The organism is Actinomadura sp. NPDC048394 (assembly GCF_040651755.1).
Classification (GTDB): Bacteria; Actinomycetota; Actinomycetes; order Streptosporangiales; family Streptosporangiaceae; genus Spirillospora; species Spirillospora montaniterrae.
This window is the reverse complement of sequence record NZ_JBEZJL010000027.1, coordinates 1-18,970: the sequence shown is the minus strand read 5'-3', so window position 1 is coordinate 18,970 and position 18,970 is coordinate 1. Positions and strand designations below refer to the sequence as shown.

Sequence of the window (18,970 nt, the reverse complement as noted above, 5' to 3'; positions counted from 1 at the left end):
CGCCCGGCCATCGCCGGTGACCAGGGCGTGAAGCGCGGCCGGGAAGCAGGATCGGCGAGCAGGGTGGGCGAGCAAGGTGGGCGAGCAGGGCCGGGTCAGGGTTCGAAGCGGTAGCCCATCCCCGGTTCGGTGATCAGGTGGCGCGGCCGGGACGGGTCGCGCTCCAGCTTGCGGCGCAGCTGGGCGAAGTAGACGCGCAGGTAGTGCGTCTCCGTCTCGTACGCCGGGCCCCAGACCTCGCGCAGCAGCTGCCGCTGGCTCACGAGCCGCCCCGGGTTGCGCACCAGCAGCTCCAGCAGATGCCATTCGGTGGGCGTCAGCCGGACGTCGGCGCCCTCCCGGGTGACGCGCTTCGCCGCGAGGTCGATGGTGAACGCGTCGGTGGCGACCACGGCGCTGCCGCCCTCCACCGGCGCGGACCGCCGGATCGCCGCCCTGAGCCGCGCCAGGAACTCGTCCATCCCGAACGGCTTGGTCACGTAGTCGTCGGCGCCCGCGTCGAGCGCGGCGACCTTGTCCGGCGACCCGTGCCGGGCCGACAGCACGATGATCGGGACGCCGAGCCAGCCGCGCAGGCCCCGGATCACCTCGGTGCCGTCCATGTCGGGCAGGCCGAGGTCGAGGATCACCACGTCCGGGGGGCGCCGGGCGGCGAGGTCGAGCGCGGTCCGGCCGTCCGGCGCGGCCTGCACCTCGTAGCCGCGGACCTTCAGGTTGATCCGCAGCGTGCGGACCATCTGCGGCTCGTCCTCCACCACGAGCACCAGGGTCATCGGCCCTCCTCCTCCGCCGCCGGCGCGTCCGGCGCGATCGGCAACGCGAACACCATGGTCAGCCCCCCGCCCGGGGTGTCGCGCGCGGTGAGCGTCCCGCCCATCGCCTCGGTGAAGCCGCGGGCGACCGCCAGGCCCAGCCCCACGCCGGCGCCCTTCGGCGCGTCGCCGAGCCGCTGGAAGGACCCGAACACGCGGTCCTTGTCGTGATCGGGCACGCCGGGCCCGTCGTCCACCACATGGATCTCGATCCGCCCCTCTCCGACGCCGAAGCGCAGCTCGCTCGCGACGACCTGGACGGGCCCGGCCCCGTACCGGACGGCGTTCTCCACCACGTTCGCGAGCGCGCGTTCCAGCAGTCCGGGGTCGACGAGCACGGGCGGCAGGGTCTCGGGGACGTCCACCTCGATCCGCGCCTCCGGCACCGCGGCGAGCGCGAACGGCACGATCTCGTCCAGCGTCGTCGGGCGCGTGAGCGGCGCGACCGCGCCGGTCTCCAGCCGGGTCATGTCGAGCAGGTTGGCGATCAGCCGGTTCAGCCGGTCGGCGGACTCCTCGATCGCGGCGAGCAGCTCCGCCCGGTCCTCCGGGGCCCATTCGACGTCGTCCTGGCGCAGGCTGCTGACGCTCGCCTTCACCGACGCGAGCGGGGTGCGCAGGTCGTGGGAGACGGCGGCGAGCAGCGCCGTCCGGACCTTGTCGATCTCGGCGAGCTCGCGGGCCCGGGTCGCCTCGGCCTGCAGCCGCTGCCGGTCCACGGCGGCCGCCGCCTGGTGCGCGAACGCCGACAGCACCCGCCGGTCGGCCTCGGGCAGCACCCGGCCGCGCAGGGCCAGCAGCAGGTCGCCGGTCACCGCCACCCGCATGTCCGCCTGGTGCGGGTCGGTGCAGTACCCGTCGCCGGACGACCCGAGGACGTCCCAGCCGTGCCGGGTCCGCTCCAGCATGGTCACCGACGTCAGCGCGAACGTCTCCCGCGCCTGGCGCAGCAGGTCGGGCAGGGTGTCCTCGCCGCGCAGCACGGTGGTGGACAGCCGGCTCAGCGTCACCGACTCGCTCCCGGCCTGGACGGCCCAGCGGCGCCGCCGCTCGGCGAGGTCGACGACCAGCGACACCGCGGCCGCGACCACCACCGACAGCACGAGCGCCAGGACGTGCTCGAAATCGGCGATGGTGAGCGTGTAGTAGGGCGGCGTGAAGAACCAGTTCGTCAGGAGGTTCCCGGCGATCGCGGCGAACAGCGCCGGGCCGAGGCCGCCCGCGAGCGCGACGAGGACCGTGAAGGTCAGGAACACCAGCAGCTCGGACGCGAGGCCGAGGTCGCCGCGCCAGGGCAGCAGCAGCCCGGTCAGCAGCGGCGGTCCGGCGAGTGCCAGGGCCCATCCGGCGACCAGCCTGCGGCGGCTCAGCGCGCCGTCCTTGGGCGTCCTCATGATGATCCCAGCGTATGCCGCGGCGAATGCGCTGAGGACGGCGGAGACGGTCGTTGACCAGGCCGGCGGCCTGGTCGGCGGCCTGGTCGCAGGCCTCGCCGGCGGCGGGCCGGCCGGTCGGCGTAAGGGGTGCGTTAAAACTCGCGGCAAAGGCGCTAAGACGCCGTCAAGGCCAGCCGAATAACCGCAAATAGGCGCTTTACTCCATTAGGTCCCGGAATGGAGCCGGGATGTGACGGGGGCCGCGTCCGGGGCGCCTGGAGCCGTCCGCCGCCCGGCCGTCACGACCTTCGACGAGGAAGTCATCCATGAGCGACGTGGTGTTCGTGCTGCTGACCGTGGGCGTGTTCGTCCTGCTCGGCGCGCTGGTGAGGGGCGTGGAGAAGCTGTGACCGCCGAGAACGCGGTCGGGCTCGTGCTCGCCGCCCTCCTCACCCTCCTTCTTATCGCCGCACTCTTGTTCCCGGAGCGCTTCTAGATGAGTACGACCGTCGCGGGGATCCTTTTCATCGGGTCCCTCGTGCTCGCCCTTGCGGTGGTCTATCGGCCGCTGGGCGACTATATGTACCGCGTCTACAGCGGTACGAGGCACTCGCGCGCCGAGCGGGTGATCTACCGGCTGATCGGCGCGAAGCCGGACGCCGAGCAGACCTGGCCCGTCTACGCGCGCAGCGTCCTGGCGTTCTCGGTGATCGGCATCCTGTTCCTGTACGGGCTGCAGCGGCTGCAGGACCGGCTGCTGCTGAGCCTCGGCTTCCCGCCGGTCAAGGCGGACCAGGCGTGGAACACCGCGGTCAGCTTCGTCACCAACACCAACTGGCAGTCGTACTCGGGCGAGTCGACGATGGGCCACCTGGTGCAGATGGCGGGGCTGGCGGTGCAGAACTTCGTGTCCGCCGCCGTCGGCATGGCCGTCGCCATCGCGCTCGTGCGCGGCTTCGCCCGCAAGCGCACCGACCAGCTCGGCAACTTCTGGGTCGATCTGGTGCGCGGCAGCGTCCGGATCCTGCTGCCCATCGCCTTCGCCGGCGCCCTGATCCTGATCGCGGGCGGGCTGGTGCAGAACTTCGGCGACGCGAACCACCACGTGGTGAACACGCTCGCCGGAGGGCATCAGGCGATCACCGGCGGGCCGGTGGCGAGCCAGGAGGCCATCAAGGAGCTCGGAACCAACGGAGGCGGCTTCTACAACGCCAACTCCGCGCACCCGTTCGAGAACGCCGCGCCGTGGACGAACTGGCTGGAGATCTTCCTGATCCTCCTCATCCCGTTCGCGCTGTGCCGGACGTTCGGCCGGATGGTCGGGAGCAACCGGCAGGGGTACGCGATCGTCTCGGTGATGGCGACCCTCGCGGTCATCAGCGTCGTGCTCGTGCAGGTGTTCCAGCTCATGCACCACGGGACGGTGCCGACCGCGGTCGGCGGCGCCACGGAGGGCGTGGAGACCCGGTTCGGGGTGTCGAACTCCGGGACGTTCGCCGCGGCGACGACGCTGACCTCGACGGGCGCCGTGGACTCCTTCCACGACTCCTACACAAGCCTCGGCGGCATGATGACGCTGGTCAACATGATGCTCGGCGAGGTCGCGCCCGGCGGGACCGGCTCGGGCCTGTACGGGATGCTGGTCCTCGCCGTCATCACGGTGTTCGTCGCGGGTCTCATGGTGGGCCGCACGCCCGAGTACCTGGGCAAGAAGATCGGCGCCCGCGAGATCAAGCTCGCCTCGATGTACTTCCTGATCACCCCGATCCTGGTGCTGGCGGGCACGGGCGTCGCGATGGCGACCGGCAGCGGCCGGGAAGGGATGCTGAACCGCGGGCCGCACGGGCTGTCGGAGGTGCTGTACGCGTTCACCTCGGCGTCCAACAACAACGGGTCGGCGTTCGCCGGGCTGACCGTCAACACCGTCTTCTACGACACCGCGCTCGGCCTGTGCATGGCGCTCGGGCGCTTCCTGCCGATGATCTTCGTGCTGGCGCTGGCGGGGTCGCTGGCGCGGCAGGGGCACGCCCCGGAGTCCGGCGGCACGCTGCCCACGCACCGGCCGCAGTTCGTCGGCCTCGTCGTCGGCGTCACCGTCGTCCTCGTCGCGCTCACCTTCCTCCCCGCGCTGGCGCTGGGGCCGTTGGCCGAAGGAATCCACTCATGACCACTCAGACCGTTCAGAAGACGAGCCCGGCGCCGCGGCAGCCCGAACCCGGCGGCGGGGGCAGGATCCAGGGCGGGCTGCTCGACCCGAAGCAGATGGTGAGGTCCCTGCCGGACGCGCTGCGCAAGCTCGACCCGCGCACCCTGTGGCGCAACCCGGTGATGTTCATCGTGGAGATCGGCGCGGTGTGGACCACGGTCCTGGCCGCGCTGGACCCGAGCGTGTTCGCGTGGCTGATCGTGGCGTGGCTGTGGCTCACCGTCCTCTTCGCGAACCTCGCGGAGGCGGTCGCCGAAGGACGCGGCAAGGCGCAGGCGGACGCCCTCCGACGCGCCAAGACCGACGCCGTGGCGCGCCGCCTGCTCGACTGGACGCCCGGCCGCCGCGATGCCCGCGAGGAGCGGGTCGGCGCCCCGGAGCTGCGGCAGGGCGACCACGTCGTCGTCGAGGCCGGCGAGATCGTCCCCGGGGACGGCGACGTCGTCGAGGGCATCGCCAGCGTGGACGAGTCGGCGATCACCGGCGAGTCCGCGCCGGTCATCCGCGAGTCCGGCGGCGACCGGTCCGCGGTGACCGGCGGGACGAAGGTGCTCTCCGACCGCATCGTCGTCAAGATCACCCAGAAACCCGGCGAGTCGTTCATCGACCGCATGATCGCGCTGGTGGAGGGGTCGAGCCGGCAGAAGACGCCGAACGAGATCGCCCTCAACATCCTGCTCGCCGCGCTGACGGTCATCTTCCTGCTGGCCGTCGCCACGCTGCAGCCGCTGGCGATCTTCTCCAAGGGCGCCAACCCGGGCGCCGGCGACTCGCTCTCGCTCGGCGCGCACGGCGTCACGGGCATCGTGCTGGTGTCGCTGCTGGTGTGCCTGATCCCCACCACGATCGGGGCGCTGCTGTCGGCGATCGGCATCGCGGGCATGGACCGGCTCGTCCAGCGCAACGTCCTGGCGATGTCGGGACGCGCGGTGGAGGCCGCGGGCGACGTCAACACGCTGCTGCTGGACAAGACCGGCACGATCACCCTCGGCAACCGGCAGGCGGCCGAGTTCCTGCCGGTCCGCGGCGTGACCCCGGACGCGCTGGCCGACGCGGCGCAACTGTCCAGCCTGGCCGACGAGACACCCGAGGGACGCTCGGTCGTGGTGCTCGCCAAGCGGCGCCACGGCCTGCGCGAGCGGACGCCCGGCGAGCTGACCCACGCGACCTGGGTGCCGTTCTCGGCGCAGACCAGGATGAGCGGCGTCGACCTGGACGGGGCGCGCGACGGCGTACCGGACCGGATGCTCCGCAAGGGCGCGGCCGGCGCGGTCGCCGAGTGGGTGCGCGAGCGGGGCGGGACCGTGCCGGCGGAGCTGAGCGGGATCGTGGACGGCGTCTCCGCGTCCGGCGGCACCCCGCTGGTCGTCGGCGAAGCAGCGGACGGCACCGTGAGGGTGCTCGGCGTCGTCCACCTCAAGGACGTGGTGAAGGCCGGGATGCGGGAGCGGTTCGACGAGATGCGCCGGATGGGCATCCGCACCGTGATGATCACCGGCGACAACCCGCTGACGGCCAAGGCGATCGCCGACGAGGCCGGCGTGGACGACTTCCTCGCCGAGGCCAAGCCCGAGGACAAGCTCTCGCTCATCAGGCTCGAGCAGGAGGGCGGCCGGCTCGTCGCGATGACCGGCGACGGCACCAACGACGCGCCCGCGCTCGCGCAGGCCGACGTCGGCGTCGCGATGAACACCGGCACCTCGGCCGCCAAGGAGGCCGGGAACATGGTCGACCTCGACTCCGACCCGACCAAGCTCATCGAGATCGTGGAGATCGGCAAGCAGCTGCTCATCACCCGCGGCGCGCTGACGACCTTCTCGATCGCCAACGACATCGCGAAGTACTTCGCGATCATCCCGGCGCTGTTCGCCGGCCTCTATCCGGGGCTGGACGCGCTGAACGTCATGCGGCTGCACAGCCCGCAGTCGGCGATCCTGTCCGCCGTCGTGTTCAACGCGCTGGTGATCGTCGCGCTGATCCCGCTGGCGCTGCGCGGCGTCCGGTACCGGCCGGGCGGCGCGTCCCGGCTGCTGTCGCGGAACCTGTCCGTCTACGGGCTGGGCGGCATCGTCGCGCCGTTCATCGGCATCAAGCTCATCGACCTCATCATCCGATTCCTTCCGGGGATGTCCTGACATGCGTTATCCCACCTGGGTCCGGCAGCACCTCGCCGCGCTGCGCGCCCTGCTCGTGCTGACCGTCCTGCTCGGCGTCGTCTATCCGCTGGCCGTGTTCGCGGCCGGCCGGATCCCCGGCCTGAAGGACCAGGCCGACGGCTCCTACGTCTCGCTGCACGGCCGGACGGCGGGCAGCGCCCTCATCGGCCAGTCCTTCACCGACTCCGGCGGCAGGCCGCTCAAGCAGTACTTCCAGAGCCGCCCGTCCAACGCCGGCGACGGCTACGACCCGACCGCCACGTCCGCGAGCAACCTCGGCCCCGAGGACGTCGTCGACACCCTGCCCGACCCCAAGCTGGTCGCGGCGGGCAAGGAGGACGAGAACGCCCGCCAGAGCCTGCTCACCCAGGTGTGCGCGCGCAGCGAAGCCGTCGGCGAGCTGGAAGGCGTGAGCGGCGCGCGCCCGTTCTGCACCCCCGGCGGGGTCGGCGCGGTCCTCGCGGTCTTCGGGCACCGCACGGCCGACGGCACCGTCCCGCGTCCCACCCGGGTCGTCAGCCTCAACGAGGAACAGGGCGTGGTCAAGGCGCCGTTCATCACCGTCTACAAGGGCGTGCCCGTCGAGCTGGCCAAGTACGGCGAGGACTACGCCAAGGGCCTCGTCGTTCCGGTCCGGGGCGGCGCGCCCGCCCGGCCGGCCGTCCCGGCCGACGCGGTCACCGCGAGCGGAAGCGGCCTCGACCCGCACATCTCGCCCGCCTACGCCGCGCTGCAGACCCGGCGGGTCGCCGAAGCGCGCGGCATCGCCCCCGACCAGGTCAAGCGGCTGGTCGCGGACAACACCGACGGCCGCGACCTCGGCTTCATGGGGGAGCCGCGCGTGAACGTCCTCAAGCTCAACATCGCGCTGGACCGGGCGTACCCGGTCCGCGGCTGACCCAGCGGGGAAGGAGAGGTGCGATGGGACGCGGCAGACTGCGCGTCTATCTCGGTGCGGCGCCCGGCGTCGGCAAGACCTACGCCATGCTCGCCGAAGGCGCCCGCCGCCGGGAGCGGGGCACCGACGTGGCGGTCGGCTTCGTCGAGACGCACGGCCGGCCGCGCACCGCCGCGCTCCTCGAAGGCTTGGAGGTCGTGCCGCGCCGGACGCTTGACCACCGCGGCGCGAGCTTCACCGAGTTGGACACCGGCGCCGTCATCGCGCGCCGGCCCCAGGTCGCGCTGATCGACGAACTGGCGCACACCAACGTGCCCGGCTCGCGCAACGCCAAGCGCTGGCAGGACGTCGAGGAGATCCTGGACGCCGGCATCGACGTCGTCACCACCGTCAACGTCCAGCACCTGGAGTCGGTCAACGACGTCGTCGAACGGATCACCGGGGTGCCGCAGCGCGAGACCGTCCCGGACGAGGTGGTCCGCCGCGCCGACCAGGTCGAGCTGGTCGACATGGCGCCGGAGGCGCTGCGCCGCCGGATGGCGCACGGCAACGTCTACGCCCCCGAGAAGATCGACGCCGCGCTCGGCAACTACTTCCGCGTCGGCAACCTCACCGCGCTGCGCGAGCTGGCGCTGCTGTGGCTGGCCGACAAGGTCGACGACCAGCTCGACCGGTACCGCGCCGACCACGGCATCGCCGGCACGTGGGAGGCCCGCGAGCGCGTCGTCGTCGCGCTCACCGGCGGCCCCGAGGGCGACACCCTCGTCCGCAGGGCCGCGCGGATCGCGGACCGGACCAAGGGCGCCGACCTGCTCGCCGTCCACGTCGCCCGCAACGACGGGCTCACCGACGCCGGCCCCGCGAACCTGACCCGGCAGCGCGCCCTGGTGGAGAGCCTGGGCGGCAGCTACCACCAGGTCGTCGGGTCGAACGTGCCGGACGCGCTGCTGGACTTCGCCCGCGGTGTCAACGCCACCCAGCTCGTCCTCGGCGCGTCACGGCGGGGCCGCGTCGCCCAGATGTTCTCGCGCGGCGTCGGCGTCACGACCACGGCGCAGTCCGGGGCCATCGACGTGCACCTGGTCACCCATGAGGAGACCAACCAGGGACGGCGCTGGCGTGCGCGGCGCGCGGCCGGCATCCCTGCCGCGCGCCGCGACGCCGGCTTCGTGCTGGCCGCGGCCGGGCTGCCGCTGCTGACCGTCCTGCTGGTGCACCTGCGCGGGGAGCTGTCCCTGGCCAGCGACATCCTGCTGTTCCAGGCCGCGGTCGTCGGGGTGGCGCTGCTGGGCGGGCTGTACCCGGCCCTGTTCGCGGCGATCGGCGGCTCGCTGCTGCTCAACTACTACTTCACGCCGCCCATCGGGAAGTTCACCGTCCAGCAGCCCGAGGCGCTGCTCCAGCTCGTGATCTACGTCGTGGTGGGGGTGACGGTCAGCACGATCGTCGACATCACCGCGCGCCGCAGCCGGGAGGCGGCGCGGGCCCGCGCGGACGCGGAGGTGCTGTCCACCCTTGCCGGGGACATCCTGCGGGGCGAGCACGCGCCGGTCGCGGTGCCCGGCGCCTACAGCGCGCTGGGGAACATCCTCGAACGGCTCCGCGAGACCTACGCGCTCGACACCGTCACGCTGCTGGAACGCGACCCGGACGCGCCGGCCACGCCCGGCGCCCTGCGCGACCCGGACCGCTGGGGGATCGTCGCCACCGCCGGCGGCGAACCCTGCACCAGCCCGGACGCGGGGGAGTCCGACGTCCAGGTCGAGGACGGCACGCTCTCCCTCGTCCTGCGGGGCCGGACGCTGCCCGCCTCGGACCGCCGCGTGCTGGAGGCGTTCGCCGCCCAGGCCGCCGTCGCGCTGCGCCACCAGCGCCTCGCCGAGACCGCCCGGCAGGTCCGCCCGCTGGAGGCCGCCGACAGGATGCGCACCGCGCTGCTCAACGCCGTCAGCCACGACCTGCGCACCCCGCTCGCGTCGGCGAAGGCCGCCGTCGAGAGCCTGCACAGCCCGGACGTCGCCTGGAGCGCCGAGGACCGGGACGAGCTGGTCGCCACCGCCGCCGAGTCCCTGGCCAGGCTCGACCACCTGGTGGCCAACCTGCTGGACATGAGCCGCCTGCAGGCCGGGTCGCTCGGCGTCGCGCCGCGCCGCGTGGCCGCCGAGGACGTCGCCGCCCGGGCGATCGGCGACGGCGACCAGGACGCGGTCGAGATCCATGTCCCCGACGGCCTGCCGGAGATGGTCGCCGACCCGGCGCTGCTGGAACGCGTCCTGGCGAACCTCGTCGCCAACGCCGTGCGGTTCAACCCGCCGGGCGAGCCCGTCCTCGTCACCGCCAGCGCGCACGGCGACCGGCTCGAACTGCGCGTCATCGACCGCGGCCCCGGCATCCCGCCCGCCGCCCGCGACCGCGTCTTCCGGCCGTTCCAGCGGCTGGGCGACCGCGACAACGAGACCGGCGTCGGCCTCGGCCTGGCCCTCGCCCGCGGCCTCGCCGAGGCCATGGACGGCGACATCACCCCGGAGGAGACCCCCGGCGGGGGCCTCACCATGATCCTCACCATGCCGATCGGCTCCCGTCCGTGTGACGAGAGCGCACACGTCCATCAGAGGTGACCCGTGTTCCTCCCCGACCCCTCACCAGCGGCATGACGCGCGTGCTGGTGGTGGACGACTCGCCGCAGATCCTCGCGACCCTGCGGCTCAACCTGCGGGCCCGCGACTACGAGGTGCGGGCCGTCCCGGACGGCAAGGGCGCCCTGACCGGCGCCGCCGAATGGCATCCGGACCTGGTGATCCTCGACCTCGGCCTGCCGGACCTCGACGGGGTCGACGTGATCCGCGGGCTCCGCGGATGGTCGGCGGTGCCCATCATCGTGCTGTCCGGGCGGGCCGGCGGCGGCGACAAGGTCGGCGCCCTGGACGCCGGCGCCGACGACTACGTCACCAAGCCGTTCGGCGTCGAGGAGCTGCTGGCCCGGATCCGCGCGATCACCCGCCGGGCGCCCGCCGGCGAGGACCTGCCCACGGTGGACGTCGGCCGGCACTCGGTCGACCTGAACGGCAAGATCGTCTACGGGCCGGGCGGCGCCCGCGTCCACCTCACCCCCACCGAATGGGGGCTGCTGGAGATCCTGGTGCGCAACCCCGGCAAGCTGATCTCCCAGCGGCGGCTCCTCGCCGAGGTGTGGAGCCCGAACCATCGCAGCGAGACCAACTACCTGCGCGTCTACCTGGCCTCGCTGCGCCGCAAGCTCGAGGACGACCCCTCCCGGCCGCGACACCTCATCACCGAACCCGGGATGGGCTACCGCTTCGAGCCGTGACCAGGGGCCGCCCCCGAACCCGCCCGCCCGGGGAACGCGCCGCCGCGGCGACCGCGCCGCCGCGGCGACCGCGCCGGGCTCAGGGCTTCAGCGCCGAGGCGTCGACGACCTGGGACGCGGGCGGAGTCGTGATCGCGACCGCCGCGCCGTAGCCGTCGAAGTCCAGGCGGTTCCCCGGGCCGCCGCCCATGCGCAGGGCGTACGGCTCGCCCACCGTCGCCACGTACAGCTTGCCGCCGGACTGGTCCCGCAGCGCGATGGCGGGCGTCCCCGCGATCATCTCCGTCCGCCCCTTGGTCACCGTGCCCTCCGGGGCGAACAGCTCCGCGAAGAACTTTCCCCGGTCGCTGAACTCGGCCAGGCCGGCGAAGCCCTCGTCCTTCGACGTCGTCCGCAGGTACTTGCCGGACATCAGCTGGGCGGCCCCCTTGCCGCCGATCGACTTCCAGAACGCGTCGTCGCCCTTGAAGTACACGGACCGGCCGATCCGGATCAGGGTGAACCGCTCGCGGCCCATCGTCACGTCGCCGACGGCCTCCTTCGCGCCGGCGTAGCGGAAGTCGAGCGCCAGGATCTTGTTCCCGTCGTGGAACGTCCCGTGGAGCCGGAGGGTCCGCGCCGCCAGCGTCGCCTTGCGGGCACGAGCCAGGATCTTGGTGGGACGCAGCTTCTCCACCCCGTTCGGGGCCGGGGTGGGCGACGGCGTGGCGGTGCGGGACGGGGAGGCGGCGGTGGTTCCGGACGCCTTCTTCGCCGCGTCGTCCGCCTTCGGCCCGCAGGCGGTCGCGGGCATGAGCGCGAGCGCGGCCGCGATCCCCAGGAGCGGCACTGTGGTGATGCGCATCGGTCCCCTCTTTCAGGTCGGTCGAAAAGGTCTCGCCGAGCAGCCTGGGGCGTGCCGATGCCGGATCTCTGTCGTTATGCTTCGGCTACCCCGCACGCACTGCCGGACGACTGCGGCGCCACTGCGCCGCCGCTGCGGACGGCCGCAGGCGCGACTGAGCAGAGGGGGTGCCCATGGCCGCCGATCCCCTTTCCCCCCAGGTACCGCGCTTCGAGATCCTCGGGCGGCTCCGCGCGTGGCGGGGCGAGGAGGAGCTCGACCTCGGGCCGGGCAAGCAGCGCGCGGTGCTGGCAGTCCTCCTGCTGGAACCGAACCGGGCGGTCTCGACCGAGGCGATCGTGGACGCCGTCTGGGCGGATGAGCCGCCCGACAACGGGGCGAACGTCGTCCAGAAGTACGTCGCGGGGCTGCGCCGCGTGCTGGAACCGGACCGTTCCCCGCGTGCGCCGAGCCGTCTCCTCACGCTGACGAGCGCCGGGTACTCGCTCCACGTCGACCGGGGCGCCCTCGATGCGGAGGTCTTCCGCGACGGCGTCCGCGAGGCGCTGGCCGCTCGCGCGCGAGGCGAGATCGAGGAGGCGCGGTCGCGGTTGCGCGATGCGCTCGGCCTCTGGCAGGGGCAGGCGCTGCACGACGTCCGCGGCCGCTTCTTCGACGCGGCACGCGAACGCCTCGCGGACGAACGCGCCGCCGCGGCGGAGGCCGCCGCCGAGATCGACCTCGACCTCGGACGGCACGCCGAGCTCGTCCCGGAGCTCCACCGGCTCGTCGCCGACTTCCCCCTCAGGGAAGGGCTGCGCCACCTGCTGATGCTCGCCCTCTACCGGTCCGGCAGGCAGGCCGAGGCGCTGGCCGCCTACCGGGACGCCCGCGCCTTCCTCACCGAGGAGTTCGGCGTCGAGCCCGGCGAACGCCTCCAGCACCTCCACCTGGGCATCCTGCGCGGCGATCTCCCGCGAGAGCCCGTCCCGGTCCCGGCGGACGCCACCGCCGCCCGTTTGCCGGTGCAGGCGCACGCGGCGGCGCCGCACCTCCCGGCGGACGCGCACATCGCGGACCTGGCGGAGCCGCCGGAGACGTCCGGGCCGGCCGCCACCGCACCCTGGGCCGATGACGCGATCCCGGCCACGCCACCCCAGCTGGGCTGGGCGGTGTCGACGCCGCACGTGGGCGCCGCCGTCGACGGCCCGGCGCGCCCGCACCCGTGGCCGCTGCGGCTCGCGGCGAGCGCCGTCCCGGTCGTCACGTTCGGGATCTGCACCTGGGCGATGATCGCCTACTTCGCCGGACGGCGCCGCAGCGCACGCCTCGGCGCGGCGGCGGCCGGCTACCTCGTCCTGATCACGGTCTTCCTCACGATCGTCACCAGCGAGGACGCCGACGCGGTCTCGGCGCTGGACGGGGTGGCGATGGGCGCGTGGCTCGTCACCATGGTCGGCGGCGCGGTCCACGTCGCCGTCCTGACCGCCGACCCGGCCGGACCGGGCCGTCCGGCGGGCGCCTCGCGGCTCCCCGCGTCGGCGATGGTCGACTACATCGAGCGCCGCACGCGCCGGGAGCAGGCGCGTTCGCTGCTCCGGCACCATCCGGAGATGGCCCGCGAACTCGGGATCGGACGCCCCGACCTCCCGCGCGACTTCGACGACGGCGGCCTGGTGGACGTCAACGCCGTGCCGGAACGCGTCCTCGCGTCCCTGCCGGGCGTCGGCCCGTACCACGCGAACGCGATCGTGACGGCGCGGCGTTCGCGCCGCTTCACATCACCGGAGGACCTCGTCACGCAAGGCGTGCTGCCCGCCCCGGTCGTCCGCGCCCTCGACGAGGTTCTCGTCGCCATTCCCCTGCCCGAGCCGAGCCCGTGACACCGGCGCGGACGTTCAACGGCGCTTGAGCGCCATGTCCAGCCGCCGCCGGAACGGCTTGTAGTCGTGGTCGGGAAACCATTTCGGGAACAGTTCCAGCATGGTGCGCAGCCTTTGAGCCGTGCCGGACGAGCCTAGGCGCCGGCGAGGCCCGTCCGGTAGGCGATCACGACGAGCTGCGCCCGGTCGCGGGCGTCCAGCTTCGTCATCGCGCGCTGCACGTGGGCGCGGACCGTGAACGGGCTCAGGAACACCCGCTCCGCGATCTCCTGGTTGGACAGGCCCGTCGCGACCAGCGCCACCATCTCGCGTTCCCGCGGGGTGAGCGCGGCGAGCCGCTCGGGGTCGCGCGGCGGGGCGTCGTCCGGTGCGGCCAGGAAGCGGGCGACCAGCGACCGGGTCGCGGCGGGGGAGAGGAGCGTGTCGCCGGCGGCGATCGTGCGCACGGCGTCCAGCAGCTCCCCGGCCCCGATGCCCTTGCCGATGAAGCCGCCGGCCCCCGCGCGGAGCGCCTGGGCGACGTACTCGTCGGTCTCGTAGGTGGTGAGGATCAGGATGCGGCTGCCGCGCAGGTCCGGGTCCGCGCAGATCTCCGCGGTCGCGGTGAGGCCGTCCACCTCGGGCATCCGGATGTCCATGACCACCACGTCCGGGCGCAGCTCCCGGGTGAGCCGCACCGCCTCGCGGCCGTCGGCGGCCTCGCCGACCACGGTGATGTCGTCGGCGGTGTCGAGCAGCATCCGGAAGGCGCCGCGCAGCAGGGCCTGGTCGTCGGCGAGCAGCACGCGGAGCGTCATGGCGCGTCCCCGGCCCCTTCGACGGCGGCCGGCGCTCCGTCGATCTCGCGCGCCGCGTCCTTGGCGGGCGGGAGGGGCAACTCGGTCGAGACGAGGAAGCCGCCCTCCGGGCGCCTGCCCGCGGAGAGGTGCCCGCCGACCGCGGTGGCGCGCTCGCGCATCCCGATCAGGCCGTAACCGGGCGGACGGTCCGTCCCCATGGACGTGGACGGTGCGGCGCCTCCTCCGTCGTCGGCGACGGTGATGGTCACGCGGTCGCGGTTCCACGCGAGGCGCACCCGGGCGCTGCCGGTGCCGGCGTGCTTGGTCACGTTGGTCAGTGCCTCCTGGACGATCCGGTACGCGGTGAGGTCCAACCCGGGCGGCAGCGGCCTGGCCGTGCCCTCGTGACGCACCGACACCTCCAGACCCGCGCGGCGGAACGATTCGAGGAGCGCGGGAAGCCGGGACAGCCCGGGCGCCGGTTCGGCGGGCGCGGCCGCGTCGCCGGTCTGGCGCAGCAGCCCGACCGTGGCGCGCAGGTCGTCGAGCGCGTCGGCGGTGGTCTCGACGAGTTCCCGCAGGCTCTTGCGGGTCTGCTCGGGACGGGTGTCGAAGAGGTGCGCGGCGACCGTGGCCTGCGCGTTGGCCAGGGTGATCTGGTGGGCCACGAGGTCGTGCAGCTCCCGGGCGATGCGGACCCGCTCCTCGGCCACCCTGCGGCGCGCCTCGCTGTCCCGGCTCTTCTCGGCCCGCCGCGCCCGCTCCTCCATGGCCGCCAGGTAAGCGCGCCGGTTCTGCGTCGAGTGCCCGAGAATGCCGGCCACCAGCGGGAACGCCGCCACCGCCGCCACCCTGCTCGCGTCCTGCCACGAGAGGCTCCCGAACGCGAACGCGAGATCGGAGGCGGCCGGCAGCGCCGCGGCGGCGAGCAGCACCGCGGCCGCCGTGCGCCGTTCGGCGCGCACGGCGAGCGAGTAGGCGACGACCACGGCGGGGGCCACGATGGGCGGGCTCAGCAGCAGGCCGAGGGGCGGGACCAGCACGCCGCACGCGGTCGTGGCCGCCATGGCGGCCAGGGGCGCCCGGTGCCGCGCGGGCAGCACGGCACAGGACGCCACGGCGATGAGGTAGGCGGCGGCGGGCGGCGGCGCCAGCGACTTGTCGTCGACCTGCAGCGCGCCGCCGAGCAGGCAGAGCGCGAACGCGATCGCCGTGATCGTCCCCTCGCGCCACCACGCGCCGCGTGATCGCGGGCCACCGCCGCCCGGGTTCGCCATGGCCGGCTCAACGCCCGTCGACGGGGAGCGGCGCGACCGCGTCCGGCACGGTCGCGGAGGCGGGGACATGCGCGTTCAGTGCCTGACCCTCGATGTCCACGTTCGGCAGCACACGCTTCAGGCTACGCGGCAGCCACCAGGCCCGGTGCCCGAGCAGCGCCAGGACCGCGGGCGCGATCGCCATCCGGACCACGAACGCGTCGAAGGCGACCGCGGAGGCCAGGCCGAGGCCCATCGTCTGGATGGTCGGGTTGCTCATCCCGACGAACCCGGTGAACACGCTGATCATGATGATCGCCGCGGCGGCCACCACGCGCCCGCTGTGCCGGAAACCGCCGACGATCGCCTCGCCGGGGGACGCGCCGTGGACGTAGGCCTCCCGCATCCGGGACAGCAGGAAGACCTCGTAGTCCATGGCGAGCCCGAACACGATCCCGATGATGAGGATCGGCATCAGCGACATGACGGGCCCGGTCTGCTCGATGCCGATCAGGTCCGCCGCCCAGCCCCACTGGAACACGGCGACCAGGACGCCGAACGCGGCGCCCACCGACAGCAGGAAGCCGAGCGCGGCCTTGACCGGGACCAGCACCGAGCGGAAGACCACCATCAGCAGCAGCACGGCCAAGCCGATGACGACGCTCAGGTAGGGGACGAGCGCGCCGGACATCGCCTCGGAGATGTCGATGTTCAGCGCGGTGGTGCCGGTCACCAGGACGTCGGCGCCCGTCCGGGCCTCGACGCCGGCGACCGCGCCCCGGATCGCGTGCACCACGTCCTTGGTCTTCTCGCTGGCCGGCGCGGTCCGCGGGACGGCGGTGAGGACGGCGGTGTCCTTGCGCCGGTTGAGAACCGGTTCACCGACCGACGCGACCCCGTCCATGCCCCGTACCGTCTCGACGACCTGGTCCGCGGCGGCTCGCGGGTCGGCGGACCCCCGCATGTCCACGACCACGGTCAGCGGGCCGTTGAAGCCGGGACCGAAACCCTCCGACAGCAGGTCGTAGGCGCGGCGCTGGGTGGTCTCCACCGACTTGGACTCGTCTCCGGGCAGCCCGAGCTCCAGGCTCAGCGCCGGCACGGCGACCGCGCCGAGACCGAGCCCGGCGACCAGCAGCACGGCCACCGGCCGGCGCAGCACGAACCGCGCCCAGCGGGTGCCGAGCCCGGACGCGGCAGGCCCCGGGCGCCCGTTCCCCGGGCTTCCCGGCAGGCCGCCCTTGCGGACGGCGCGGGACAGGACCCGCCGGCCGAACGAGCCGAACAGCGCGGGCACCAGCGTCAGGGCGACGAGCACGGCGAGCGCCACCGCGCCCGCGCCGGCCAGGCCCATCTTGGTGAGCTCCGGGATCCCGACGACCCCCAGCCCGGCGAGGGCGATGAAGACGGTCGCGCCGGCGAAGACGACGGCGGACCCGGCCGTGCCCACCGCCCGTCCGGCGGCCTCCTCCGGCTCGCCGCCCCGGGCGCGCTCGTCACGGAACCGGGAGGTGATGAAGAGCGCGTAGTCGATGCCGACCGCCAGCCCCAGCATCAGCGCCAGGATGGCGACGGTCGAGGTCAGGCCCAGCGGCACCGCCAGCGCGGTGACCAGGCCGAACGCGATGGCCACGCCCCAGAAGGCGGTCAGCAGCGACAGCCCGGCCGCGACCAGCGAGCCGAGCGCGAGGACCAGCACCACCGCCGCCACCACCACGCCGATGATCTCCGTCGTGCCGCCCGGCGCCTCTTCCGCGTCCAGGGCCGAACCGCCGATCTCCACGGTCAGCCCCGCGTCCCGGGCCCTGTCCGCCGCGTCCTCCAGGGCCCGCTTGGCCGGCCCGGTCAGGTCGACGGCGTCCGCGGTGTAGGTGATCGTCGAGTAGGCGATGGTGCCGTCCTTGCTGACCGCCCCGGTCGCGTAGGGGTCGGTGACCGACGCGACCTGGTCGCCGCCCTTCAGCGAGCCGAGCGCGTCCTCGACGGCGGCCTTGCTCGCCGCGGCCGTCACCCGCCGCCCGTCCGGGGCCTGGAACACCAGGCGGGCGTCGGCGCCCTGAGCGTTGGCCTGCGGGAAGCGCTCGTCCAGCAGGTCGAACGCCTTCTGCGACTCGGTGCCGGGCATGGAGAGGTCCTCGTCCTGCCCGGCGGGCGCCGTGGCGGCGGCGACCCCGGCCAGTATCAGGACGCCCAGCCACAGGCCGATCACGAGCCGGCGCCGTCGGAAGGCCCACCGCCCGATCCGGTAGAGAGATGTCGCCACGTGCTGATCACTCCAGACACCGCTAGGGAAGGGAATTCGCGAGATCCGCGCGTCTCCAACACTTCCTTCCGGCGCCCCGCCGGGGCATCGTCTCCTGCCGCCGTCTTCCCCTAGTGCACCCGGACCAGCAGCTACACGCGTCCTAGTGCCTGCGCACTAGCCGAACCATGCGGCCATGGCGGTGCCCTGCCCTGCCTTGCCGGGACCGGGCGCAGCCGTCCCGCGTCCTTGATCGCGGGATACTGGGGGCATGGAAGAGCGGACTCCGCGGCCCGGGCGGGCGCCCACGAGCGTTGACGTCGCCAGGCTTGCGGGGGTTTCGCAGGCCACGGTGTCCTATGTGCTGAACGACGCGCCCGGGATGCGGATCACCGAGGCCACCCGGGCCAAGGTTCGGGAGGCCGCGGCCAGCCTGGGCTACATTCCGCACGCGTCCGCGCGGACGCTCCGCAGCGGCCGCAGTGACATCGTCCTCATGCCGTTGCCGAGGGCCGGTATGGGCGCCCTCGCCGCCGCCCACCTCGACGCTCTCGGGGAGGAGTTGCGCCGGCTCGGGTACAAGGTCGTGCTCTATGGCGATGACCGGGGCAAGGGCATCGGCGCGGCCCGCGACTGGGCGCAGTGGCGCCCGTCCGCCATCCTGGTCGAGGCGGGGCGGCTGACCAGGGCGGCCGTCCGCCAGCTCCACGACACCGGCATCCCCACGGTCGTAGCGCTCGGCGACGCCCCGTCCCCGCTGGTCCCCACCTTCGTCTTCGACAACGAGGCGATCGGCGCGCGCGCGGCCGAGCACCTGGCCGAGCGGGGACGCTCCTCCATCGCCGTGCTCATGCCGAGGGAGAAGGGGCTGGAGGCCTACAGCCGTCCTCGTCTGGCGGGCGTGCAGCGGGTCGCCGCCGCACAGGGGATCGAGGTCCGGCCCGTCGACCTGGGCTTCGACGAGGAGGAAGCCGGGGACCTGGTCGCCGGGTGGGCCGCCGATCCGCATCGTCCAGACGCGGTGTTCGCCTATAACGACGACTACGCGATGCTCATCATGAGGGCGCTGGAGGACGCCGGTCTCCGCGTTCCCGGCGACGTGGCGGGGGGGGGGGGGGGGGGGCGGGGGCGGGCGGGGCGGGGGCGGGCCGCGCCGGCAGCCCGTCCAGCGAGGGGCAGGACAACACACTAAAAGCAAAAGACAGAAAAAC

The 18,970-nt window shown here is 73.6% G+C and carries 14 protein-coding genes; 8 read left to right on the top strand and 6 right to left on the bottom strand.

The genetic code is table 11. From position 1 onward, the window contains the following. Positions 1 to 95: 95 nt before the first annotated feature. A complete protein-coding gene (locus AB0C78_RS20915) occupies positions 96 to 773 on the bottom strand; it encodes a response regulator (RefSeq protein ID WP_151537725.1) in 678 nt (225 codons plus the stop codon). Next, complete coding sequence (locus AB0C78_RS20910) at positions 770 to 2,206, bottom strand: DUF4118 domain-containing protein (RefSeq protein ID WP_360750298.1); 1,437 nt, start codon at positions 2,204 to 2,206, stop codon at positions 770 to 772. Before AB0C78_RS20910 ends, AB0C78_RS20915 begins: the two co-directional genes overlap by 4 nt. A gap of 388 nt (positions 2,207 to 2,594) precedes the next feature. Here AB0C78_RS20910 and AB0C78_RS20905 point away from each other — a divergent pair, with 388 nt between their 5' ends. Genes AB0C78_RS20905 through AB0C78_RS20880 form a run of 6 tightly spaced genes read left to right on the top strand, consistent with a single transcriptional unit; the run spans position 2,595 to position 10,776 of the window. Continuing rightward, the gene (locus tag AB0C78_RS20905) at positions 2,595 to 2,684 is read left to right on the top strand and encodes a K(+)-transporting ATPase subunit F (RefSeq protein ID WP_360750296.1); all 90 of its coding nucleotides are present in this window, start codon (positions 2,595 to 2,597) and stop codon (positions 2,682 to 2,684) included. Further along, on the top strand, positions 2,685 to 4,355 hold the full coding sequence (kdpA, locus tag AB0C78_RS20900) for a potassium-transporting ATPase subunit KdpA (RefSeq protein WP_360750294.1): 1,671 nt from the start codon (positions 2,685 to 2,687) through the stop codon (positions 4,353 to 4,355). After that, a complete protein-coding gene (gene kdpB / locus AB0C78_RS20895) occupies positions 4,352 to 6,529 on the top strand; it encodes a potassium-transporting ATPase subunit KdpB (RefSeq protein WP_360750292.1) in 2,178 nt (725 codons plus the stop codon). The genes kdpA and kdpB overlap by 4 nt, the downstream gene beginning before the upstream one ends. A 1-nt stretch (position 6,530) precedes the next feature. After that, on the top strand, positions 6,531 to 7,448 hold the full coding sequence (locus AB0C78_RS20890) for a potassium-transporting ATPase subunit C (RefSeq protein WP_360750290.1): 918 nt from the start codon (positions 6,531 to 6,533) through the stop codon (positions 7,446 to 7,448). Between the two features lie 23 nt (positions 7,449 to 7,471). After that, positions 7,472 to 10,066 (top strand): ATP-binding protein, encoded by a 2,595-nt coding sequence (locus AB0C78_RS20885; RefSeq protein WP_360750288.1) that lies wholly within the window; start codon positions 7,472 to 7,474, stop codon positions 10,064 to 10,066. 32 nt (positions 10,067 to 10,098) lie between these two features. Then, positions 10,099 to 10,776 (top strand): response regulator, encoded by a 678-nt coding sequence (locus tag AB0C78_RS20880; protein WP_360750286.1) that lies wholly within the window; start codon positions 10,099 to 10,101, stop codon positions 10,774 to 10,776. 79 nt (positions 10,777 to 10,855) lie between these two features. On the opposite strand, the gene AB0C78_RS20875 is transcribed toward AB0C78_RS20880, so the two are convergent. Then, positions 10,856 to 11,620 (bottom strand): hypothetical protein, encoded by a 765-nt coding sequence (locus AB0C78_RS20875; protein ID WP_360750284.1) that lies wholly within the window; start codon positions 11,618 to 11,620, stop codon positions 10,856 to 10,858. 173 nt (positions 11,621 to 11,793) lie between these two features. On the opposite strand from AB0C78_RS20875, the gene AB0C78_RS20870 reads away from it, so the two are divergent. Then, a complete protein-coding gene (locus AB0C78_RS20870; RefSeq protein ID WP_360750282.1) occupies positions 11,794 to 13,482 on the top strand; it encodes a BTAD domain-containing putative transcriptional regulator in 1,689 nt (562 codons plus the stop codon). Positions 13,483 to 13,616: 134 nt separating this feature from the next. On the opposite strand, the gene AB0C78_RS20865 is transcribed toward AB0C78_RS20870, so the two are convergent. Genes AB0C78_RS20865 through AB0C78_RS20855 form a run of 3 tightly spaced genes read right to left on the bottom strand, consistent with a single transcriptional unit; the run spans position 13,617 to position 17,780 of the window. Next, positions 13,617 to 14,279 (bottom strand): response regulator transcription factor, encoded by a 663-nt coding sequence (locus tag AB0C78_RS20865; RefSeq protein WP_360750280.1) that lies wholly within the window; start codon positions 14,277 to 14,279, stop codon positions 13,617 to 13,619. Continuing rightward, the gene (locus AB0C78_RS20860; RefSeq protein ID WP_360750278.1) at positions 14,276 to 15,538 is read right to left on the bottom strand and encodes a sensor histidine kinase; all 1,263 of its coding nucleotides are present in this window, start codon (positions 15,536 to 15,538) and stop codon (positions 14,276 to 14,278) included. The genes AB0C78_RS20865 and AB0C78_RS20860 overlap by 4 nt, the downstream gene beginning before the upstream one ends. A 7-nt stretch (positions 15,539 to 15,545) precedes the next feature. Beyond that, positions 15,546 to 17,780: an MMPL family transporter gene (locus AB0C78_RS20855; RefSeq protein ID WP_360750276.1), complete on the bottom strand. Its 2,235-nt coding sequence runs from the start codon at positions 17,778 to 17,780 to the stop codon at positions 15,546 to 15,548. A 250-nt stretch (positions 17,781 to 18,030) separates the two neighbouring features. Between AB0C78_RS20855 and AB0C78_RS20850 the strand changes: the two genes are divergently transcribed. Beyond that, a complete protein-coding gene (locus AB0C78_RS20850) occupies positions 18,031 to 18,951 on the top strand; it encodes a LacI family DNA-binding transcriptional regulator (protein ID WP_360750274.1) in 921 nt (306 codons plus the stop codon). Positions 18,952 to 18,970 lie beyond the last annotated feature (19 nt).